Raw genomic sequence first — 23369 nt, forward strand, 5'->3', positions numbered from 1 at the left:
AAGAAATAAGCCAACCTACGGTAAATTTCAAACAAATTAACAACATCATTCAACAACTAAAATCTGGATTACGAACAATACAAACTCACGTTAGTAAACATCATTTACAAAAATATTTAAACGAATATTTTTATCGATTAAATAGATCAATATATAAAGAAACAATTTTTGATAATCTAATAAAAAGAATGATAAATCACGAATGGGTAGGATGGAAATTAATTGTAGCTCCTAAGTAAGTAACTCGAAAATGAAATTTTTAAATACTAATAAAAATTGATCATTTATTTTAATTTTGATTAAAAAACTTATATTTAAACAGTTTTTCCAAAAAAACTTATCAATATTAAAATAATCACAATCAACAAACTCATTAATTATTCTAAGAATTGTTGTTTTTCCAGTTCCATTTTTACCAATAAAACATACTTTATTTACCGGTTCTCCCGTTTTGGGGTCGGTAAAATCGATGTAAGTATCTTGAAATTGTTTGTATCCTTTGATATGTATGCTGCAGATTTTCATTATTTTCCAAATTTTACAACAAATATAAACATTTGACATTTAAAATACAATTAGAATCTTATTTAAACTTTTATTAAGTAATTACATGTTTAACGTATCCTAATTGAATTTTATTATTGTAGTTGTAATGCTATAAACGCATCATTTTTTGTTTTTTATAAAATATTATAGCTATTTCTTAATTCTATTTTCATTTTGTTTTACAAAGGCATCCCAGCCAGTATAATTTTTTCCTATTTCTTGTTTGCCAGAATTAAAAAAATGACACACAGCAGCCGCTAAACCATCGGTTGAATCCAGGTTTTTGGGCAAGGTTTTTAAATCTAATAATTGTTGTAACATCTTGGCTACTTGCTCTTTGCTGGCATTTCCGTTGCCTGTTATGGCCATTTTTATTTTCTTGGGTTCATATTCTGTAATGGGAATCCCCCTAGACAAACCCGCTGCCATAGCTACTCCTTGGGCTCTACCTAGTTTGAGCATTGATTGGACATTTTTACCAAAAAAAGGTGCCTCAATGGCTATTTCGTCTGGATGATGTGTTTCTATAAGTTCGATGGTACGTTCAAAAATAATTTTTAATTTTTGATAATGATTATCGTATTTGGATAATTGTAACTCATTGAGTTGTAAAAAAGTCATTTTTTTTTGGACAACTTTGATCAGTCCAAATCCCATTATGGTTGTTCCTGGATCTATTCCAAGTATGATGCGTTCGTGTGTCAAAAGTCTTGTTTTTAAGGTATTAAAATGTAAAAAACATAAATTGTATTGGCAAGTCTAAAGTTTTCCTTTACTTTGTACCATGATAATTATTGCAGACAAAGTTAAACATTTATTGGTTTTTGCTATCAAAATTTTAATTGTTTTGGGAGCTTTCTATTTTATTTATAATCAATTGGTTCACAATCCCAAATTGGATTGGCAAAAAATTCAAAAATTAGTTTTTCAAAAAGCCACTTTTTTGGGAGTGATAACCATGTTTTTTTTGAGTTTTGTAAACCGTTTTTTAGAAATTATAAAATGGCAAAATTTAGTTTCTACTTTCAAATCCATTAGCTTGGCCGAGGCTACAAAACAAGTTTTGAGTGCCTTAACAGCAGGTTTGTTTACCCCAAATGGTTTGGGCGAATATGCTGGAAAAGCCTTTTATTTTAAAGCAACCGAGACCAAAAAAGTTATTTTTTTAAATCTGGTTTGCAATGGCATACAAATGATAATTACCATTTTTTTTGGAACTATTGGTCTCTTTATTTTAGGTTACACCAAAATAGGCGGGCTTATTTTATTGGTAGTTGGGATACTATGTGTAGTCTTATATTTTGTAAAAGATATTAAATTTAAAATATATTCTTTAAAAAATATTTATACCGAATGGCATCGTATTCCAAAAATTATACATACAAAAAATTTATTTTTAGCCTTGGGTCGCTATATCACTTTTTCGCATCAATATTACATGTTATTTATAGCTTTCGATGTGCAGGTGCCTTACATAACGCTAATGGCCTCCATAGCATCGGTTTATTTTTTGGCCTCATCTTTACCGTCATTTCAGTTTTTAGATTTTGCTGTAAAAGGCAGTATAGCGGTTTATTTTTTGCAACAACTTGGAGTTCAGGAGTGGATAGCCGTTTGGGTAACAACGCTTTTATGGCTGCTTAATACCGCTATTCCTGTTGGTATTGGTAGTTTTTATGTAATGCAATTCAAGATAAATAAAAATCTTTGAAATTGCTATTAACAACTTGTTTGTTGCAAACAAACGCCAATAAACAAAAGGCGGTAACATATTTGACCAAATTACAAATATGAAAATTGGAACACCCCTTTTTTATTACAATGAATGATACAACAGCAGATCATCTTTGCCAATGATTCATATATTTTGACAAAGATGATGGCGTATTAAATAATCATTTCAGGTATGTTGCCTTCTATAATCAATTGGGCTTCTGTAGCAGCAATAATGTGTTCTACACTTACACCAGGAGCTCTTTCGAGCAACTGAAACCCTTTTGGTGTTACTTGTAATACGGCCAATTCTGTTACCACTTTTTTTACACAACCAACGCCTGTAAGTGGAAGGCTGCATTTTTTTAAAATTTTACTTTCGCCTGCTTTGTTTACGTGCATCATGGCTACAATTATATTTTCTGCAGAGGCCACTAAATCCATTGCTCCACCCATGCCTTTTACCATTTTGCCTGGTATTTTCCAATTGGCAATATCGCCATTTTCCGAAACTTCCATAGCTCCCAAAATGGTCAAATCAACGTGTTGCCCACGAATCATACCAAAACTAAAGGCAGAATCAAAAAAACTAGCACCTGGCAAGGTTGTAATAGTTTGTTTGCCCGCATTGATGAGGTCTGCATCTTCCTGGCCCTCTATTGGAAAAGGCCCCATACCTAATACTCCATTTTCGCTTTGAAATTCGACCGAAATATTTTGCGGCACATAATTAGCTACAAGTGTGGGGATGCCAATTCCTAAATTTACATAAAACCCATCTTGAACTTCTTTGGCAATTCTTTTTGCAATATCTTCTTTTGTTAGCATCTTATTTTTCTTAAAAATATTTTCAAAATTTTATTTTTTTCGAACAGTTCGTTGTTCAATTCGTTTTTCGAAGTGATTGCCCTGAAAAATTCTTTGTACTAATATGCCAGGAATGTGTATTTGATTTGGATCTAAACTTCCGGCGGGTACTAATTCTTCTACTTCGGCAACAGTAATAGCCGCAGCACCACACATGCAGGGATTAAAATTTCGAGCTGTACCTTTAAAAATAAGATTTCCAGCTTCGTCTCCTTTCCATGCTTTTACAATGGCAAAATCTGCCTGAAAGGCATGCTCTAAAATGTGCATTTTACCATTAAATTCTCGAGATTCTTTGCCAATGGCTACTTCTGTGCCATAGCCCGCTGGCGTAAAAAATGCTGGTATGCCTGCTTGTGCTGCTCGACATCTTTCTGCCAAGGTGCCTTGTGGAATCAAATCAACTTCCAGCTCGCCCGATAGCATTTGACGCTCAAACTCGGCATTTTCGCCTACATAAGACGATATCATTTTCCGAATTTGTTTGTTTTGAAGTAATAAACCTAAACCAAAATCATCCACACCTGCATTATTAGATATACAAGTCAAATTGTTAATTTTCATATCAACAAGTGCTGCAATTGCATTTTCTGGAATGCCACACAATCCAAAGCCTCCTAACATCAAGGTCATATTGCTTTGAATGCCTTCTAGTGCCGCTTGTACGTGGGCTACTTTTTTTGAAATCATAATTTTTTAGGGACTTTATTTATTATCAACTTATTAAATATTTGTATATAGTATAAGGCCTTTTTTGTGGCTGTTGCACTTTTTTTTTGCCTTATTTCAAAATGATTTCAATTATAATTTTCAGTTTATACCAAAAAAATTGAATTTATAACAAAATTAAGGTTTTAAATGTAATAATAAAATAAAAACATCATTTTTTATTCAAAAAAAATGATGTTTTTAAATTGGGGGAATGTATGATTATGATTTGTTTTTTTGAAAAGAGAAATAAGCTATCAACGTACTGATAAACATTAAAATGCCTCCTAAAACAAATGGAGCTCCTGGAAATATAAAAGGGGCTTGGTTGTGAGTAAAATAATAAAAAACGGAACTCATCATGGGCGGGCCAATGATGGCAGAAGCACTCATCAAACTAGACAAAGTGCCTTGAATTTCGCCTTGCTCGTTTGCGGGTACTTGACTAGACACAACCGCTTGCATGGCCGGTCCTGCTATGCCTCCAAGACAGTAAGGAATTAAAAACACAAACATCATCCAACTTTTGGTAGCGGTGGCAAACAAAAACATTCCTACACAATACAATGCCATACCTAAATATATACTTTTTTCGTTGCCCAATTTTGGATTGATAACTCGAATCAAACCCCCTTGAACAATTCCTACTAAAAGTCCAATGGCACCAAGCGAAAAGCCTACCATTTTTTCGTCCCATTTGAATTGGTACATTGTAAAATAGCTCCAATTGCTATGTACTGCGTGAGAGGCTATGTAAAGTAAAAAAATAGAAAATACTAGTCCTATAAGGTGAGGGTATTTTTTGAGATGCAAAAAGGCTCCAATTGGATTGGCTCTTTTTAGATTGAATGGCCTACGGTTGTCAATGTCTAATGATTCTGGTAAAATAAATAGGCCATACAAAAAATTAACCAAACAAAGTACAGCTGCCGCATAAAAAGGGACTCTAGAGCCATATTGTCCTAAAATGCCACCAATTACAGGGCCAATTATAAATCCTAGCCCAAAAGCTGCTCCAATCATTCCAAAATTTTTGGCTCTATTTTCGGGTGTGCTAACATCTGCAATATAGGCAGAGGCAGTAGTAATACTAGCTCCCGTTAGTCCAGCAATAATTCGACCTACAAATAACCATTGGATTGTTGGGGCAAATGCCAAAAGCAAATAATCCATAGAAAAAGCAAATAAAGAAATCAAAATAATGGGTCTTCTTCCGTATTGATCACTTAAATTTCCAATTAGTGGTGCAAATAAAAACTGTGTTATGGCATAAGCAAATGTCAGCCAACCGCCATATTTTGAGGCTTCGCTAATGTCGCCGTGTATCAATTCCTTGATTAATTTCGGAATTACAGGTATAATGATACCCCAACCCGTAATGTCTATTAGCATGGTGATAAAGATGAATCCAATTGCAGCAGATTTTTTATTAGATGACATAAAATGTTGTTTGATAATTGTTTTTTAGAAAATGTTGTTTCTTTTGTATTTACAAGACTATATTTTTGAAAAAATAAACCCTATTTCTTCAAATACAAATGTTGCAAATAAAATGTGAATGTATAAAAAAAAAGATAATATTTTGATATATATATTAATATTTGTTAAAAAATTACATTTTAAATTTTAAATCTGCAATACTGTCTAATTCATTTTTTAGCGGCAACATATATTTGTTAAATGCAGGCTTACTGTTGTTATCCATTGGGGTAGAGGTGGGTAGTTTTAATTTTAGGGCATCTACCTGAACACCGTTTTTCCAAAATCGATAACAAACGTGAGGACCTGTGGCTAATCCTGTGCTGCCCACTTTGCCAATGATGTCGCCTTGTTTGACCGTTTGCCCCCTACGAACTACTATTTTGGACATGTGCAGGTATTGTGTGGCATAAGTACGGTCGTGTTTGACTTTTACAAAATTGCCATTTCCAGCCGTATATCCTGTTTGTTCTACTACTCCACTTGCTGTTGTCATGATGGGAGTACCTTGTGGTGCAGCATAATCTGTTCCGTTGTGTGCCTTCCATATTTGTTGCACAGGATGAAACCTGCTTTTGGTGTAATGCGAGGTGATGTTGATGAATTTTAGCGGAGCTTTTAGAAAAAAATTCTTTAAGGTTTTGCCATTTTCATCATAATAATCAGTGCGACTGCGGGGCGAAATTTGGTATGGGAAAGCATATATTTTGCGGCCTTTATATTCAAAAAATGCTGCTTTTAAGCTGTCCACACCATCATAAATAGTGTCGTCTATATACCTTTCGGTAATGGTAATGGCAAACTTATCGCCTCGCCTCGATTTGAAAAAATCGATAGACCAAGCATACATTTTTGTAATTTTATTGGCTAAATTGGCATCGATGCCATATTTGTTAAGTGTATAATATAGCGAGCCATCTAACCGACCTGCAATAGTACGTTGTTTATAAGAAATAGGTTTGGATTTGTTGTAAACCAACAATGAATCTCTAAAATCAATTAATGTAAAATGGCCTCTATCCTTTTGATATACAAAATACTGCAACTTTTTGGAGGCATATTTTGTTCTCAATAACCAGTAGGGTTTGCCCACTTTTATGGTTTTGACGTCAAATGAATCTTTAACCGTTTCGATGACTTGATGAACTTCTCGTTTGCCAAGGTTTTGTTTTTCTAATATTGCTCCAAAAGAATCTCCGTTTTTGATAGTATCTTGTATGACGTCAAAATTGTTTAGTACCAATCCAAAATCGACTACAATGGGAGCCACTTTTGGTTGGGGCAATACGACGACTTCGTTGTTGTTTTTACAAGATATAAATCCAATAAAAAACAATATGAGAATTGTTTTTCTAAACATAATATTCTATTTTATTTGGCAATAATAATAAAAATTTTTTATTCGCCCCAATGTTTGAGTTCCTCTTCCGACCAAAGTTCTGGAAAAAAGATCCTGCGTTGGTATTTAGGGTGCATGTATTTTTTCCAATCGCTTCCTCCTGTTGCCTCTCCGTTGCCCAAGCCACTTTGTTCGATGTATTTGATGGCGGTGTTCAAATGTTGCATTACCCATGTTACATTTACCGTATGGTCATAATGTTTCATGGCTTGAATCAGTTGGGGATTTTGCTGAGCCGATTCGGGCAATTGCTTGAACTTTTGCCAAATGTTAATGTCTTTATAATCAGACATATATTGTAAAAAAAGGGCTTTGTATTTTTTTTCAAATTCTAAAATCAAATACGATTTTTGACCCGTTTGATGGTCTTTGCCAGCTGCTTGCCAATACAAATGTTCAAATGCTGTTTGGTAATTAGTGTCTATTTGAGGGGTGTTTCGATACCTAAAATCTATCAAATTGATTACATCTGTTGATACAAATTCTATCAAACGGTATTGGGCACTCTGAAAACCACTAGCGGGTGTTAAAGTGGTTCTAAATTTCATATATTGTGCTACTTCCATCCCATTTCCCATGATATCAAACGAAGTAGTAAGCATGTCAAAATACCGACTCATACGACCTAATTTGTCTGTAAATAGTTCAGTTGCCTGTGTAGGGTTTTTTGAAAAATCATGATGGCAAATTTGATTCATCTCCCATAATATCATTTTAAATAACAATTCGTTAATTTGATGATACATAATAAATACCATTTCGTCTGGCAAAACAGTACGCTGTGTTTGTAAATTGAGCAACGCATCAGTTTGAATGTAATCCCAGTAGGTGATGGGTTTAGCCCACAACAATCCTTCCAAATGGGTTTCGGTATGTTGATTGATGTTTGAAAATTTGTCGTTTAATGCAGCAATAATCTTCGGAATGCTATCTTCCATTAGTTTGTTTTTATTTTAAATGAATTATTTAGTCCTTTGAAACTTTGTAAATCGGCTTTTAACGAACCCACTACTAAACTGGCCTTGATGCGAATCGGTATTTTATTATCATCGTCGGAAATCCAAACGGTTAAACTTTCTTGTTCTTTAAAAACCCGACCTGTTTGAACTAAAGGACGAAATATTTTGGTAGGTACTACTCCAAAATCCGTATCTAAATCTTCTTTTCCTAAATATTTGAGTTTGAATTTGGTTATTTCATCATCAAAAAACATATCAATAGCAATAGATTCTCCTACTTTCACTTTATCTACCATAGGATGATTTCTTAAATAATAGAACGTCGAAATAATATCTTGAACCTCTTCGGTAACATGAAATGTTTTTTCGGTTTTGTCTTTATAGTTTTTAACAAATACTTTATTGGCATCCTGATTGAAAAAACCCTCCTGGTTTTTGGTATAGCCTCCCTCATTTATTTTTCTAACAAATTGAAAGGGTTTGCCTGTATTTCTGTCAAAATAACTTTCATAATTGTCTTCTACTTTAAAAAACATTTTGGTCATACCTGTTGTATAACCTTTGCCAACGGCATGAAAAACTTTTCTATTGTTTACAACGGCATCTTTTAATTCTAGTGTGGCATATCCTGCATTGACAAAGCCATAATGAATTCTAAATTTAAACCATTCTCCCACTTCAAAGGCATCTTCTCGTTGTACACTATCAAAGCTTAAAAGACTACAGATACACAAAATTGCAACTATTTTTTTCATCTTGAATTGTATTTTTTTTTGAATTGTTACAAATTTCGTTCCAAATGTATGAAAACAAAAAAACCCAGTCAAATAAATGACCGAGTTTTTATGCTATTAACCAACCAAAAAATTATAAATTATGAAAACTTATAAAAAAACAGATAGGAAACCACTCCTAATTGTTTTACGGTGCAAATTTAATATATTTTTGTTAAATATTCAACATTTTATCAATTTTAACATATATTTATCAACTATATGGTTGCGATAACGTTGTATTATGAAAAATTGATAAAAAAAACTCGTTTTTTTTATGCAGAATGTTTTTTTTGGCTATAATAATTATATTTTATAAATGGTCTTACTTTTTTATATAAACTACATTATTTTCTTTTTATTGCTCATGCAACAAATTTTTAAGGCTATTTCTTTATGGTTTTAATTAATATTACAAAAAATGACTGTTTGTAACAGACAACAACTCAAATTCAATTAATTTACTTCACAATAATACTGTTGCGGTTAGTCAATTATTAAAACACTTAACTAATGTTTTGAATTGATATTAAAACTTAAAAAACGTATTAAGAGAGTGATCATTGGGCTAAATGAACACCATATTACATTTTGATTGCCATGTACCATTTTATAGAGTAAATCAGTCTCTAATGAATGGTGTTTCGTTATTTAAAATATTTTAGAATATAAAAGCAATAAGTTGGTTCCGTTTTTTGATTGAAATAATAAATGTTAAATGACTAAAAATTAAATTTTTAATTCGAAATAACTTCTATTTATCGCTTCTTACATTTACTTTTATTTCGATTGAAAATAGTCTATCAATAACTGTATTTTTAGTGAATTTTTCAATTAGAACTGATTACAAAAATAGTATATTTGTAAACAATAAACAGATAGAATAAAAAAGTTCTTTGTTTTTTTTAATTATTTCAAATACTTTTGTAATATTGTAAATCTATTATAAACAATTTTAAGCATGGCAATAAATTTACAAAAAGGTCAAAAAATTGACATCGGATTATCAAAAATCACGGTAGGTTTAGGTTGGGATCCCAATGAAGGCACAGGACATGGTTTTGATTTAGACGCTTCGGCAATCATGATTGATGAAAACAGAAAATTATTAGGCGAAGAATATTTTATTTTTTATAACAATTTGAGTTCGCCAGACGGTTCTTTAACCCACACGGGCGATGACCCAACAGGTGGAAACAGCGACGGAAGTGACGATGAAGCAATAAAAGTAGATCTTAATCTAGTAAACGAAAAAGTGCAAGAAATCCTTTTTGTAGTTACTATTGAAGACTTTGAACGCAGAAAACAAAACTTTGGACAAGTTAGAAATTCGTACATCCGAATAGTGGATGAAAACACAAATACAGAAATTGCCAAATACGAATTGGACGAAGACTTTTCTATAGAAACAGGTGTTGAGTTTGGAAGGCTTTATAAAAGAAATGGCCAATGGAAATTTGAAGCTTCGGGTATAGGCTATCGAGCTGATTTGGGTTTCTTTTTAGAGAAATATTATTCAGGACAAATCATCAAATAATTTTGAAAAACACATCATTTCCTAACTTGCCAATACATCAATTCGAACATTTGTCTTTTGATTTATGGCTTACATTAATTCGATCGAATCCTGAATTTAAAGCCAAAAGGAATCAATTATTTCTTGATTTTTTTGAAATCAAGGCCTCTTTTGAAACCGTAAGTAAGATCATAAGATATTATGATGTGTTATGCAATACTATGAATGAAAAAACGGGTTTAAATATTGATACTTTTGAAATTTATTATTTAATTTTAAACGCATTACAGGTTGATATTTCAGCCATTTCTATCGAAAAATTAAATTTATTTTATTCGGAAACAGAAAAATTATTTATGCAATATAAACCAGTATTAATATATCCTAAATTGAAACAACAATTTAATGTTTGGTCTAAAGAGCATAAAACAATTAATATTTTGAGTAATACTGGATTTATAAAAGGAAAAACATTGCGTAAATTATTAAATTATTATGAGTTAGATACTTACATTTCTTTTCAAATATATTCTGATGAAGAAAAGTTTTCTAAACCAAATTTTATTATATTTGACAAAGTTTTTTGCCAAGTAAACCAAATCAAATCGCTCCAAAAAAACCAAATTGTACATATTGGCGATAATCCATTAGCCGATTATCAGGGAGCAGCTTCTTTTGGATTTAAAGCAATATTAATTTAATAAAATATAAGTGAATACACGTTTTAGCTTACATAAAATAATAGACAAAGACCAATATCCTTTTGATCCAAAGGCTTACAGCTGGTTTAAATTTGGCGATAAAAAATATGCACAAGCATTTGCTTATGATTTGTTTCAAGCATTTATTTCAAATTATAAAGAGGTACTTTTAAAACATGACGAAATTGTCATTTTACCTAGCCCTTATTTGTCTATTCCTACGGCTTCTAATTTTTTGTGTTATTATTTTAAAAAAGAACTCAATCAATTTTTATTCCATCACCATAAAAAGGCCTCTTTAGAATCTAAAATCTATCGCAATCAAACGTATGTTACGGATTATGGTAATTTAAACTTTGAGGATAGGGTGCAATTGATTTCGAATGATACTTATTATATTGACAGTAATTTTATAAAAAACAAACTATGTTTGTTTGTAGATGATATAAAAATAACCGGAAGTCATGAGCATACTGTAAATAAAATTCTAAATCAATATCAGGTCAAAGGCGATTTTATATTTATTTATTTTGCAGAATTAATTAATAAAGAAATACATCCAAAAATTGAAAATTTTTATAACTATTATGCTGTTCAAAACCTACATGATATTATCAACATCATCAACAGGCCAACTTTTCAGTACAATACTAGAATTGTAAAATACATTTTGAATTTGAATCAAGATTCGTTTCAAACTTTAATAAATGCTATTGGAGAAAACCAAAAAAAGGAATTATTTCATTTGGCAATTAGTAATAATTACCATCAAATCACGGATTATAAAACAAATATTCAATCAATTATAATTTAAAAAAAAACTAAAAATTATGGCTATTAATTTACAAAAAGGGCAAAGAGAAAATATCAATGCTCCACAATTTACAATCGGTTTAGGTTGGGACACCAATCAATCGTCAACAGGCTCAGGATTTGATTTAGACGCTTCGGTTTTTGTATTAGGCGAAAACAAAAAAATGTTGTCCGATGATCATTTTGTTTTTTATAACAACTTAAAAACACCAGATGGCGCTGTAGAGCACACCGGAGATAATTTAACAGGTGATGGCGATGGGGATGACGAGCAAATCAAGGTAAATTTATCAAAAATAGCAGCCAATGCTTCTGAAATTTGTATTGTTGTTACCATTCATGATGCCGAAGAACGAAAACAAAATTTTGGACAAGTTCGCAATTCTTTCATCCGAATATTTGATACAGCAAGCAATCAAGAGATTTTAAAATATGAATTGGACGAAGATTTTTCTATAGAAACTGCAGTAGAATTTGGTCGAATTTACAAACGCAATGACGAATGGAAATTTGAAGCAGTAGGAATGGGAATGAAAGGCGGATTACAAGATTATTTAAACAAATACAATTAAATCATGGCTATCAATTTAGAAAAAGGACAAAGAATCAACCTCGAAAAAGGCAATGGAAGCAAATTACAAAATATTTGTGTAGGAATCAACTGGGGTGCTATTGAGAAAAAAGGGTTGTTTGGTACCAAAAAAGAAGCCGTAGATTTAGACGGAAGTTGCACCGTTTATGATGCCAATAAAAATGCAATAGATACCGTTAGTTTTAAAAAATTAATGTCATCTGATCAAGCTATAAAACACAGCGGTGATGATTTAACAGGCGATTTGAATGGAGACGATGGTCTTGATAATGAGATTATTACATTAGATTTAGCCCGTTTAAATCCGAATGCAAATTATGTTGCATTTTATATCAATAGTTTCCGTGGACAAGATTTTAAAGATATTCCTTTTGCATCCATTCGTATTTTTGAAGGAACGCCTTCAAGAGTGCAAGAAGTTTTTGCAAAATATGATGTGGCAAACGATAAAAATTTTGCAGGAAGTGTCTCTATGGTTTTAGGTGTTTTCTACAAAAGAAATAATGAGTGGAAATTTAATGCTATTGGGGAACCAACTAGAGATCGAAATATCGAAGAAACAGTGGTTACAATTCAACAAAATTATTTATAATTAAATGGAAACCAATCAAAACATGCATCCAGAGAATGCTTTAGTCATTTCTAAAGAAGGAACGGTAAATTTAGAAGTGATTTCTCCAGCAGACATGACTGTTTATCAACCTATTACTGAAAAATTAGTAGAAAGCGACACCAATTCAATCATCAATTTTGGGGCTGAAATTCAACAAAATATTTCCAAACAAAGTGATCATTTTTTGAATTCCGTTCGAACGTATAATTCCGGAGAAGTGGGCAATCATATCAATGAATTATTAACCGAATTGAATTATATAGACGTTGACGAATTGCAACAATCGGGTTTTAAGAAATTCTTGAAAAATGTTCCTTTTCTGAAAAATTTGGTAACAAATGTTGAAAAAATGTTCCAAAAATATGATAAAGTTACAGCAAATATTGAAAAAATAAGCAATAAGGTGAAAGCAGGAATGATCAATTCTGCAAAAGATAATGCCGCTTTGCAAACTATGTTTGATGCCAATGTAAATCAAATTAAGGAAATCGAAAAATACATCGTTGCGGGTTCGTTGAAATGGAAACAAGTTAACGAAGATTTGGCCGTTATGGAAGGCAATCCATCGCAATATCAAGACTATCAAATTGCCGATAAAAGAGATTTTTCTATCCGTTTAGACAAGCGATTGGCAGACATGAAAATTGTTCGTTTTATTATGATGCAAACCCTGGCACAAATTCGTGTGGTGCAAAATAATAACACCTCAATAGCCGAAAAAGCACAATCTATATTGACCACGACCATGCCTGTTTGGAAAAACCAATTGACATTGGCAGTAGCATTACAACGTCAAAAACAAAATATTGAGGTGCAAAGAAAAGTATCCGAAACAACGAATACAATTCTACAAAAAAATGCGGAAATGCTCAAACAAAATAGCATCGAAGTGGCTCGAGAAAATGAAAATACCATTGTGTCTTTGGAAACCTTAAAAATGACTACACAATCTTTGATTGAAACCTTAACAGAGGTGAAACAAATTCATGAACAAGGTACAGAAACAAGAAGAGCATTGGATACGGGATTACAACAATTAGAAACCGAATTGAAGAAAAATATTATTTCTTAATCTATAAAAAATCATTTTTTTGGAAGAAAATGCCCTCATAAAAGACAGTGAAAAGCGCATAAACAAGTTGAAAGTATTGCATCATTTTTTTGATCATCAACTTGTTGTGGCTATTTCCGTTCGCACAAGGGTTATTCATGATATATTCGCTTCAAATACGGCTTTGGATAGCAACAAATTAGAGCTTTTTCATTTGCAATATACCGATTCACTTTTGGATGTATTGAAAAAATTAAAGAAAAAAAACGAACAAAAATATTTGATTTTCAATAATGAAATCACGATAAATCAAGAATTGATAGATGAATTTCAAAAAGAAATAGAAAAAGATGTTTTTTATGATAGGGTAAAAACACACAACTTGATCATGCAGGCATTTATGCAATCGCTTTATCAGGATTTGGCTTATGAAAATACGGTTTCTGTTTTAACCAATTTGAAAGAAAAAAACGATTTATCAGACGAATTGGGATTGGAATTTTATCGTAAAATTTCAGAAGAAAATTATCAAAAATTTGTATCCTATCCTAGAAATGCTTCGTATCAGTTTTTAGATTTTGAAATCGAAAAAAAATTAATTGGAAAACTAAATACACAACATTTTATGTTCAAATTAGGTTGTGGTTTTCAATTTAATGGCTTTTTTATTGAAGTTTATGAATTCATTCATAGCAATGACTATTTTGTTTATATAAAAGACAAAAAACAGTATTTTTTCATTAATAAAAAAGATTTTAATGGCTTGGATTTTTCAAGAAACAAGTCCAATAAAAAGGAAATTATTGTGCAACTCAAACAAAAAAATGAACAAATTCAAATAAAAGCCAAACAGCAATTGCATTTGGTGCCCAATGAAGTAGAAAATGTATTAAAAGAGTATTTAGACAAAATTACTTCGGTAGAATTTTTAGATGATTTACAAAATATCGATGAAGAAACAAATATTTTAAAAACAATGTTAAACTTAAACATAAAATAATATGGCGATCAATTTAGAAAAAGGTCAAAGAGAAAAAATTAATGTACCGAGCTTCAAAGTAGGCTTGGGATGGGATAGCAATCAAAGTGCCACAGGGGATGCATTCGATATTGATGCCTCGGTTTTCATTTTAGGAGCAAACGGAAAATTAGTAAGTGATAATCATTTTGTATTTTTCAATAATTTAGCGTCACCAGATGGAGCTGTGGTGCATAGTGGTGATAATTTAACAGGTGCTGGCGATGGAGATGATGAAGTAATTTCAATAGATTTATCCAAAATAACAAACGATGTAACCGAAATTACATTTGTTGTAACCATTCACAAAGCCGCTGAAAAAAGACAAAATTTTGGTCAAATTAGAAATTCATTTATCCGAGTTGTGAACCAACAAAATAATGAAGAAATCGTTAAATACGAATTAGATGAAGATTTTTCTATAGAAACCGCAGTCGAATTTGGACGAATTTATAAACGCAATGACGAATGGCGTTTTGAAGCCGTTGGGAATGGACTAAAAGGCGGATTACAAGATTTTTTAAACAAATATAACTAACCAAAATCAATCAAAAATGGCAATTAATTTATCAAAAGGTCAAAAAATTGACTTAAGAAAAACCACAGGCGAAACATTAACAAACTTTTGTGTAGGTGTAAACTGGGGTGGTATTGAAAAGAAAACATTATTCGGTTTATCCAAAACAACTCAAGATGTAGATTTGGATTTAAGCTGTGTATTAATTGACGATCAAAACAATATTTGCGATCATTTATATTCTCCATTATATCGTGTGGAAGTATTGCAACAATTTGGTCTTCCTAAAGGAAAATTATTAACTTCGGATAGCGCTTTGAAACATACAGGTGATGATTTACAAGGAGATAAAGGTGGTGATGATGGTCTTGACAACGAAATTATTACGGTAGATTTAACAAAAATAAATAGCAATGTAAGCCAAATATTCTTCTTCTTGAACAATGCAGGTGCTGAAGATTTTGCTCAAATTCCGTATGCAAAAATCAGAATGTATGAAGGAACGCCAACGCGTGTAAATTCCGTTTTTGCAGATTATAATGTTTCTGCTGAAGCACAATATGCAGGTAAACGCTCATTAATTATGGGTAAATTATACAAAAGAAATGGCGAATGGAAATTTAGTGCCATTGGAGATCCAACAGAAGATTCTTTCTTAGGACAAACTATTCATCGAATTGTAAAATCCTATCTATAATTTATGCTAATCAAAAACATCGAAGGATTACGAGTTGCAGAAATTAAAGATTTAGTAAATAGAGGGGGGAAATTTGTTATTTTCCCCTATACCATTTCTTTTGTTGTTATGACTCTTCAACGCAATTCCGATATCTATTTTATTCGTCCTGAAGAAAAATCAATAAAATATTCTTTATCTTATGTTTTAATGAATTTTTTTATTGGTTGGTGGGGCATTCCTTGGGGTCCCATTTACACAATTGGTGCTATTTACAGACATTTACAAGGTGGTAAAGATGTAACCGCTATTGTCCTGACAGACCTGATTCAAAATGATCCTGAAGCAGATACTTCAACTTATGCTATCAATACCATGAATTCTTCAGATTCTAATGCTAACAATGGGTATAATATTCCCCGTTAATTTCAATTTATTATGAGAAGATTACCAGTTTATTTGCTTTTAGACACTTCGGGTTCCATGAATGGCGAACCTATTGAAGCCGTGAAAAATGGCGTTCAAGTGATGATTTCTTCTTTAAGACAAAATCCGCAAGCTATTGAAACCGCTTTTTTGAGTGTTATTACCTTTGATAGTGTGGCACAACAACTTATTCCGCTTACCGATTTGGCTTCTTTTCAAATGGTAGATTTGAAAGCAACTGGAGTTACCGCTCTTGGTGAAGCACTAAAATTAGTAGCTCACAAAATAGATACCGAAGTAGCTAAAACTACTATGGATCACAAAGGCGACTGGAAACCATTAGTATTTATTATGACCGATGGAATTCCAACTGACGACTGGCAAGCCGGATTAATTGAATTTAAAAACAGAAAAACCGCATTTACCGTAGCTTGTGCCGCAGGTAGTGGTGCAGATACAAAAGTACTCAAACAAATTACAGATAATGTAGTGAGTTTGGACAATGCAGATGGTGCGAGTATTAGTAAATTTTTTCAATGGGTAACCGCTTCTATCGGCGTTAGTTCTACAAAAGTGGAAGACAATGGTAAAGATATCCAAGGGTTTAAAGAATTGCCACCGCCACCGCCTGAATTAAATATTGTAGTTTAAAATGTCAAAATTCGGATTTTCATTTTCGCTTTCTAGATTATTAGGCATTACAGGTGTAAAGCAACGTTTTGCTAGAAAAACAGGCATACCAACATCAAAAACTGGTATAGAACGAAAAATGGGAAGTTTGATAATTCGTTCCTTATTTAAAAAATAATTTTATGAGAAGATTACCCGTTTATTTTTTATTAGACACTTCGGGTTCTATGTATGGCGAACCTATTCAGGCTTTGAATAATGCCCTTGCTGGAATGGTCAATAATTTACGTCAAGACCCATTAGCGCTGGATTCTCTTTGGATCAGTATTATTACTTTTGATCGAGATGTAAACGAAATTTGCCCGTTGACCGAATTGGCTTTGTTTCAATTGCCAGAAATTTCTTGTCCGCAAAGTGGCCCCACGCATACTGGAAAGGCTTTAGAATTATTGTATAGCAAAGTTCAAACCGATATAATGAAAAGTACTGAAACCCAAAAAGGCGATTGGAAACCCTTACTTTTTCTTTTTACAGACGGAAAACCTTCTGATATTCAATTATATAACGAAATAGCGCCTAAGTTTAAAAATCTAAATTTTGGAGCCATTGTTGCTTGTGCAGCAGGAAATTTAGCCGATGATTCCAAATTAAAACTATTGACCGATGATGTGGTACATTTAGACAATGCGGATAGTGCTACATTAAAGCAATTTTTCAGATGGGTTTCTGAAACTATTGAACAAGGAAATAAAAGTCAAGGAACTGGAGAAAGTGTAGCACTTCCTCCTCCTCCAAGCGAAATAACTTTAGTAATATGAGAACGCTTTTGCATTTCTTTATTATTATAGTCATTGTAGGGCTGTTTTTATACAATAAATTATTGCCTTATAAAGAAAAACTCAATCCACAATATAAAAAAGTGTTTTCCTTTTTTGACGCTATTTTTTCTCCTGTTTTTGAAATATTGAAGTCAATTTTTAAACCTGTTCAAGTAGGATACGGATTATTTGTGGACATGACCCAAGTGATTGTTTTACTGATTTTATTGTTTTTATTACATTTATTTTAAAATATGAGAAGATTACCTATATATTTCTTGATAGACGTTTCCGAATCGATGGTTGGGGAACAAATTCAATTTGTTGAAGAAGGAATGGCAACAATAATCAAAGCCATTAAACAAGATCCACACGCTATTGAAACCGTTTGGGTCTCCATTATTATTTTTGCGGGTCAAGCCAAAACCCTTGTGCCTTTGCAAGAAATCGTGAGTTTCTATCCGCCAAAATTCCCTATTGGTGGAGGCACTTCTTTCGGAAAAGGTCTGGGGCATTTGATGTATGAACTTAGAAAAAACACGGTTAAAACTACTTTTGAACAAAAAGGCGATTGGAAACCAATTGTATTTTTGTTTACAGATGGTGTACCCACTGATGATGCCAAACCTGCAATAAACGAATGGAAACAAAATTGGGCAAGAACAGCAAATCTTGTAACCATTTCTTTTGGTGACGATACCGATACATCGCTTTTGAGTGAATTGACTGAAAATGTTTTACAATTTAAAAATACAACGGAAGAAGATTATAAAAAATTCTTCAAATGGATTACCGATTCCATCAAAACAAGCAGCGTTAGTGTCGAAAAAAGCAGCTCCGGCTTTGAATTAGCCGAAATTGATCATGACACGATAACAAAAATTGATTTGACCAAGCAACCACCAAAAAAAGTGAATGTGGACAGTAATTTTGTAGTGCTTTCAGCAAAATGTCAAAATTCTAAACGTCCGTATTTAATGAAATATAAAAAATTCGTCCAACCCTCTATTTATGCGGGTATGGAAACGCGTTCGTATCGATTAGTAGGTGGTTTTCAGATCGATAACTCCTATTTTGATTTGTCCGATGATGAGCAAATGAACACACAAATCAATAGTGAAGAGTTAGTTGGTGCTCCTGCCTGCCCTTGCTGTGACAATCAATATGGTTTTGCTATGTGCCAATGTGGAAAAATTCATTGCATTGGCGACGAAGAACTAAACACCTGCCCATGGTGTGGCAATCAAGGAAATTATGGCTTTGGAGATGGCAGTTTTGATGTAAACAGAACATTAGGATAATCAAAAAAAATGACAAAATCATATATAGAAAAATTATTATTTGCTCACAATAAGACAATAACTCCAAAAAATAATCTTATTTTTGAAGCATTTATTAACGATTCTGAAATAATAAATGCAGTTGCAACTATATTAAATCAACAAAAACAAATTATGGCAAATTGGCAAATTCGTGAAAGTATTCATGACATCATTTCGGCTTCCATTCCAATTCCTAATGGCACCGTTGGAAAAGTATATGACTATGCTTTTGCTAATGAAAATGCGCTTTGGAACAACATGCTCCATTTTGAAATGAAAGGTCTTGAAAATGTCGGTTTGCAATTTGACCCTATTGAAAAACGAATTTTTGGAACCCCAAATAACAATGGTGATTTTAAAATAATTTTAAAATTCAGAGTTAATGGTGAACTAGAAAACAGCATTTTAAACGAAAAAACAATCAATTTAATCATCAATGCCGATCCAAAATCGCTTTGGCAAAATAAAGCGAGTGATCATACGGATCCATTTTGGAAAGAAGATAATGTAACTTCTTTTGAAAAAATTGGCGATAAAAATATTGTAGTAGCTTCAAAAAGAGGACGTTCTCATGCCAATGTAGGTTCGTTTCGAGACGATGATTTTGCCTTTCATCATTTTGAAAAAAACAATTGGAGTGTTGTTGCCGTTTCTGATGGTGCTGGAAGTGCAAAATATTCCAGAAAAGGCTCAGAAATAGCTTGTAATGAAGTCATTAATTTTTTTGAAATCCATTTTACAGAAGCTCCATTAAACGATTTTGATTTGCTTTTAAAAGAATATGCCAAAGAAAATAATTTGGCTAAAGAACTAATAAATACAGAAGCAATTCCTCAAGAGCAGCCGATACAAGAGCAAAAAACTGCGTCGAATAAAACATCCAATCAAATAGCGATAAGCAAATTTATTTACCATTATTTAGGCGGTTGTGCCAAACACGTTTTTAATAAATTAGATGATTTTGCAAATAAAAACGGTTTTGAAATCAAAGATTTGCACAGTACATTAATTTTTACCTTGTTCAAAAAATACGATTTTGGGTATGTTTTACTTTCTTTTGGTGTGGGCGATTGTCCTATTGCTGTCATCAACAAAGATTTTTCTGATTTTAAACTCATGAATTGGCTAGATGTGGGAGATTATGGCGGAGGCACCCGATTTATTACCATGCCTGAAATTTTTACAAATGATAAATTTTCAAGTCGATTTGGTTTTAAAATTTTTGATGATTTTTCATATTTAATGCTCATGACAGATGGTATTTATGATGCCAAATTTGTGGTGGAAGCCAATTTGGAGAAATTAGATAAATGGAAAGAATTTATTGCCGATTTGAACGGAAATAATGAAGATCAAGCAAAAGTAATTTTTGATGCAACCCATCCTGATTTAGCCCATCAACTATCAAATTGGATGGATTTTTGGAGTCCAGGAAATCATGATGACCGAACTTTAGCCGTGATATTTTAATTTAAAAACAATTCAAATGTCGATAATAACAGTAAAATCAATATTAAATGACGCAACTTATCAATATATTGATACGGGTGACCCCAAAAGTGGCACTGCTAAAAATGTCTATTTTAGTCCCGATAGAAAATATGTTGTAGCCATTTTCAAAGAAAAACAAGATTTCAACCAAATTGACCGTCTCAAACGTATTGCAAGTGTGCAACTCGAACGCATAAAAAAAATGGATGGAGGCGATTATTATTTGGAAGAATTGTTCCGATGGCCCACGGATGTTATTGAATCCAATGGAAAAACAGGGATAATTGTTCCGATTTATAAACCCAATTATTTCTTTAAAATAGGGTATGCCAATCAAGATTTAATCAAAGGAGAAGAAAAAAACGGAAAGTGGTTTGCTGGTGCTAAATTTAGAAACAAACTATTTCCATTGAGTTTAGATGCTTCAGAACTAGGCAATTGGCTCAATTATTTTCAAATTTGTATCAATATTTGCAGAGGTGTAAAAAAATTGCACCAAATGGGATTGGCACATTCCGATTTATCGTATAATAATGTTTTGATAGATCCCATTACAAAATCCGCCGTGATTATTGATTTAGATGGCATGGTGGTACCAGGAATTTATCCCGCAGAAGTATTAGGTACGGCTGATTTTATAGCTCCTGAAGTATTGGCTACCAAACATTTGGACCTCAACGATCCGAATAGAAAGTTGCCAAATATCAGAACCGATTTGCATGCCTTACCCGTTTTGATTTATATGTTATTATTACACAGACATCCATTAAAAGGTGGAAAAGTGCATGATTTGGACACCGAAAAAGACGATTTACTTTCAATGGGAGAAAAAGCGTTGTTTATAGAACATCCATCAGACAAAAGCAATCGCCCGAAAATGAATCAAGTTTCCAAATGGGATTTATATTGGTCGGATATTGACAAATTGCCATACACCATCACTGGACCCTATTTGAAACCGCTTTTTGACCGAGCCTTTATCGATGGTCTGCATCAACCTATGGCACGGCCAACTGCCGAAGAATGGGAAACTGCTTTGTTGAAAACTTCCGATTTGGTGCAAACTTGTAGCAATACCGCTTGCGAACAAAAATGGTATGTGTTTGATAATACCAACACGCCTAGATGTCCGTTTTGTGGCACCAAACACCAAGGTTCATTGCCTATTTTGGATTTTTATTCACAATTCAATGAAGGCGTTTGGAAACCAGAAAATCATCGGTTGATGGTGTATCACAACCAATATTTGTTTCAATGGCATGTGAATAAAAACATCATTCGCAGTGAAAAATTGTCCAATGAACAAAAAATTCCTGTTGGATATTTTACTTTTATTGATAACAAATGGGTATTTGTGAACCAAAAATTAACTTCTTTGGTGGATAAAACAGCAAACAAAGAAATCCCTATTGGAACCATGCTCGAACTCACGGATGGAAAACAAATTCTATTGTCCAAAGAACCCGGCGGAAGAGTGATGCTGGTAACCTTGGCTAATAAATAAAAAAAATATTATTTTAAAACACGATTTATAATTCAAAATTTTTTAAACTCAAATAAATTAAAAATGAACAATCACCCTATTTTTTCGGAGCATCCATGGCTCATTGTTACTTTTGCAGTAGCTGTTTTTGTCATGTTATTATTAGATCTTGGTATCTTTAACAAAAAAAGTCATGAAGTGTCGAACAAAGAAGCCATAACCTGGTCATTAGTTTGGATTTCTCTAGCAATGGCTTTCAGTGGTTTGGTATATTATTATGCAGGAGCTGCGAAATTTTATGAATTTCAATCGGCATATTGGATAGAAAAAGCCTTATCTGTGGACAATTTATTTGTGTTTATTCTTGTTTTCAAATTTTTTGATGTTGCAAATACGAACAAGCACAAAGTATTATTTTGGGGAATCATTGGAGCATTGGTATTGCGAGCCCTATTTATATTCTCAGGAGCCTTTTTGATTGAATTGACCTATTTGAACAAATTGTTAGGCATTGCAGGAATAGAAGGATTCCAATATGACATCAATATTATCATGACTTTGTTTGGTTTGTTTTTGGTATATGCAGGAATCAAATCATGGTCATCAGGAGATGAAGACGAAGACGAAGATTACAACGATACACGAGGAGCAAAATTGATTCGAAAATTTTTCAATGTGAGTGATAAATACGATGGTGATAAATTTTTCACTTATGAAAATGGCGTAAAATTCGCAACACCATTATTAGTAGTTGTGGCAGTTATTGAGTTTACCGATTTGTTGTTTGCAGTAGATTCTATACCAGCCATTTTTGCCATTTCAAACGATCCATTTATACTTTATACTTCCAATATTTTTGCGATTTTAGGACTTAGAGCCTTGTTTTTCTTATTAGACAATTTCATCCATTTGTTCAACAAATTGCCTTATGGATTGGCAGTAATTCTATCCTTCATTGGAGTAAAAATGATCATTGCCCCGTTTTATCATATCGAATCGTTGCATTCCTTGCTAGTTATCGGAGGTGTTTTGGTTATTTCTGTGATTTTGTCACTCCTATTTCCAGACAAGCAAGAAGAATAATCAATTAAAATACCAAACACTCATATAAAATAGCCCAATCTGCTAGCTCTTTTTCTCCAAATATTTCACAAAAAAATAATTACGTAGCCCAGCTATGAAATGATTTTTTTATAAAATCTTGAAAAAAAATAGCATTGCATTTTTAGACTATTTTATATAAGTGTTTGGTATTAAA

Annotated in this window: 28 protein-coding genes; 20 read left to right on the forward strand and 8 right to left on the reverse strand. The window is 32.5% G+C overall.

Annotated features, from left to right (window positions below; all coding sequences use genetic code 11):
- Positions 1-239: transposase (locus tag B0A58_RS07490; RefSeq protein WP_165766310.1), on the forward strand; the 239-nt coding region annotated here is incomplete at its 5' end.
- Here B0A58_RS07490 and B0A58_RS07495 read toward each other — a convergent pair.
- Entirely contained in the window at positions 232-525 is a 294-nt protein-coding gene (locus B0A58_RS07495) for an AAA family ATPase (RefSeq protein WP_089080544.1), read from the reverse strand. The two genes, B0A58_RS07490 and B0A58_RS07495, sit on opposite strands and share 8 nt — an antisense overlap.
- Before the next feature lie 171 nt (positions 526-696).
- Positions 697-1251, reverse strand: a complete 555-nt coding sequence (gene ruvC / locus B0A58_RS07500) for a crossover junction endodeoxyribonuclease RuvC (RefSeq protein ID WP_014082679.1) — start codon at positions 1249-1251, stop codon at positions 697-699.
- 79 nt (positions 1252-1330) lie between these two features.
- On the opposite strand from ruvC, the gene B0A58_RS07505 reads away from it, so the two are divergent.
- Entirely contained in the window at positions 1331-2257 is a 927-nt protein-coding gene (locus tag B0A58_RS07505; protein ID WP_089080545.1) for a hypothetical protein, read from the forward strand.
- Between the two features lie 176 nt (positions 2258-2433).
- Here B0A58_RS07505 and B0A58_RS07510 read toward each other — a convergent pair whose 3' ends face one another.
- The 6 genes from B0A58_RS07510 to B0A58_RS07535 all read right to left on the reverse strand — a co-directional run bounded on the left by B0A58_RS07510 (position 2434) and on the right by B0A58_RS07535 (position 8426).
- Complete coding sequence (locus B0A58_RS07510; protein ID WP_014082681.1) at positions 2434-3087, reverse strand: CoA transferase subunit B; 654 nt, start codon at positions 3085-3087, stop codon at positions 2434-2436.
- 30 nt (positions 3088-3117) lie between these two features.
- Positions 3118-3816 carry a CoA transferase subunit A gene (locus B0A58_RS07515; protein WP_014082682.1) on the reverse strand — a complete coding sequence of 233 codons (699 nt, stop codon included), beginning with the start codon at positions 3814-3816 and terminating at the stop codon, positions 3118-3120.
- 240 nt (positions 3817-4056) lie between these two features.
- Positions 4057-5274 carry a TCR/Tet family MFS transporter gene (locus B0A58_RS07520; protein WP_089080546.1) on the reverse strand — a complete coding sequence of 406 codons (1218 nt, stop codon included), beginning with the start codon at positions 5272-5274 and terminating at the stop codon, positions 4057-4059.
- Between the two features lie 172 nt (positions 5275-5446).
- On the reverse strand, positions 5447-6673 hold the full coding sequence (locus tag B0A58_RS07525) for a M23 family metallopeptidase (RefSeq protein ID WP_089080547.1): 1227 nt from the start codon (positions 6671-6673) through the stop codon (positions 5447-5449).
- Positions 6674-6711: 38 nt separating this feature from the next.
- Positions 6712-7650 (reverse strand): tryptophan 2,3-dioxygenase family protein, encoded by a 939-nt coding sequence (locus B0A58_RS07530; protein ID WP_089080548.1) that lies wholly within the window; start codon positions 7648-7650, stop codon positions 6712-6714.
- Complete coding sequence (locus B0A58_RS07535) at positions 7650-8426, reverse strand: DUF3108 domain-containing protein (RefSeq protein WP_089080549.1); 777 nt, start codon at positions 8424-8426, stop codon at positions 7650-7652. The genes B0A58_RS07530 and B0A58_RS07535 overlap by 1 nt, the downstream gene beginning before the upstream one ends.
- Before the next feature lie 979 nt (positions 8427-9405).
- Between B0A58_RS07535 and B0A58_RS07540 the strand changes: the two genes are divergently transcribed.
- The 18 genes from B0A58_RS07540 (at position 9406) to B0A58_RS07620 (ending at position 23194) form a co-directional block, all read left to right on the forward strand.
- The gene (locus B0A58_RS07540; RefSeq protein ID WP_089080550.1) at positions 9406-9981 is read left to right on the forward strand and encodes a TerD family protein; all 576 of its coding nucleotides are present in this window, start codon (positions 9406-9408) and stop codon (positions 9979-9981) included.
- 2 nt (positions 9982-9983) lie between these two features.
- Positions 9984-10661, forward strand: a complete 678-nt coding sequence (locus B0A58_RS07545; protein WP_089080551.1) for an HAD family hydrolase — start codon at positions 9984-9986, stop codon at positions 10659-10661.
- A gap of 10 nt (positions 10662-10671) precedes the next feature.
- A complete protein-coding gene (locus B0A58_RS07550) occupies positions 10672-11475 on the forward strand; it encodes a phosphoribosyltransferase family protein (protein ID WP_089080552.1) in 804 nt (267 codons plus the stop codon).
- Positions 11476-11491: 16 nt separating this feature from the next.
- Positions 11492-12046: a TerD family protein gene (locus B0A58_RS07555; protein ID WP_014082690.1), complete on the forward strand. Its 555-nt coding sequence runs from the start codon at positions 11492-11494 to the stop codon at positions 12044-12046.
- A 3-nt stretch (positions 12047-12049) separates the two neighbouring features.
- The gene (locus tag B0A58_RS07560; protein WP_014082691.1) at positions 12050-12658 is read left to right on the forward strand and encodes a TerD family protein; all 609 of its coding nucleotides are present in this window, start codon (positions 12050-12052) and stop codon (positions 12656-12658) included.
- A 4-nt stretch (positions 12659-12662) separates the two neighbouring features.
- Positions 12663-13751: a toxic anion resistance protein gene (locus B0A58_RS07565; RefSeq protein ID WP_089080553.1), complete on the forward strand. Its 1089-nt coding sequence runs from the start codon at positions 12663-12665 to the stop codon at positions 13749-13751.
- Positions 13752-13770: 19 nt separating this feature from the next.
- Positions 13771-14730, forward strand: a complete 960-nt coding sequence (locus tag B0A58_RS07570; RefSeq protein WP_089080554.1) for a hypothetical protein — start codon at positions 13771-13773, stop codon at positions 14728-14730.
- Between the two features lies 1 nt (position 14731).
- Positions 14732-15286 carry a TerD family protein gene (locus tag B0A58_RS07575; RefSeq protein WP_014082694.1) on the forward strand — a complete coding sequence of 185 codons (555 nt, stop codon included), beginning with the start codon at positions 14732-14734 and terminating at the stop codon, positions 15284-15286.
- A gap of 16 nt (positions 15287-15302) precedes the next feature.
- Complete coding sequence (locus B0A58_RS07580; RefSeq protein ID WP_089080555.1) at positions 15303-15962, forward strand: TerD family protein; 660 nt, start codon at positions 15303-15305, stop codon at positions 15960-15962.
- A 3-nt stretch (positions 15963-15965) separates the two neighbouring features.
- Entirely contained in the window at positions 15966-16367 is a 402-nt protein-coding gene (locus B0A58_RS07585) for a hypothetical protein (RefSeq protein WP_089080556.1), read from the forward strand.
- Positions 16368-16379: 12 nt separating this feature from the next.
- Positions 16380-17018: a vWA domain-containing protein gene (locus tag B0A58_RS07590; RefSeq protein WP_014082697.1), complete on the forward strand. Its 639-nt coding sequence runs from the start codon at positions 16380-16382 to the stop codon at positions 17016-17018.
- 1 nt (position 17019) lies between these two features.
- A complete protein-coding gene (locus tag B0A58_RS16440; protein WP_165766311.1) occupies positions 17020-17175 on the forward strand; it encodes a hypothetical protein in 156 nt (51 codons plus the stop codon).
- Positions 17176-17179: 4 nt separating this feature from the next.
- Entirely contained in the window at positions 17180-17815 is a 636-nt protein-coding gene (locus B0A58_RS07595; RefSeq protein ID WP_014082699.1) for a vWA domain-containing protein, read from the forward strand.
- Positions 17812-18066, forward strand: coding sequence for a YggT family protein (locus B0A58_RS07600; RefSeq protein ID WP_089080557.1), 255 nt, complete (start codon positions 17812-17814; stop codon positions 18064-18066). The genes B0A58_RS07595 and B0A58_RS07600 overlap by 4 nt, the downstream gene beginning before the upstream one ends.
- Positions 18067-18069: 3 nt before the next feature.
- A complete protein-coding gene (locus tag B0A58_RS07605) occupies positions 18070-19116 on the forward strand; it encodes a TerY-C metal binding domain-containing protein (RefSeq protein ID WP_089080558.1) in 1047 nt (348 codons plus the stop codon).
- Positions 19117-19125: 9 nt separating this feature from the next.
- A complete protein-coding gene (locus B0A58_RS07610; protein WP_243389468.1) occupies positions 19126-20607 on the forward strand; it encodes a PP2C family serine/threonine-protein phosphatase in 1482 nt (493 codons plus the stop codon).
- 16 nt (positions 20608-20623) lie between these two features.
- On the forward strand, positions 20624-22132 hold the full coding sequence (locus B0A58_RS07615; protein WP_089080559.1) for a helix-hairpin-helix domain-containing protein: 1509 nt from the start codon (positions 20624-20626) through the stop codon (positions 22130-22132).
- Between the two features lie 63 nt (positions 22133-22195).
- Positions 22196-23194, forward strand: a complete 999-nt coding sequence (locus B0A58_RS07620) for a TerC/Alx family metal homeostasis membrane protein (RefSeq protein WP_089080560.1) — start codon at positions 22196-22198, stop codon at positions 23192-23194.
- Positions 23195-23369 lie beyond the last annotated feature (175 nt).

The sequence above is a fragment of the Flavobacterium branchiophilum NBRC 15030 = ATCC 35035 genome (assembly GCF_002217205.1).
Classification (GTDB): Bacteria; Bacteroidota; Bacteroidia; order Flavobacteriales; family Flavobacteriaceae; genus Flavobacterium; species Flavobacterium branchiophilum.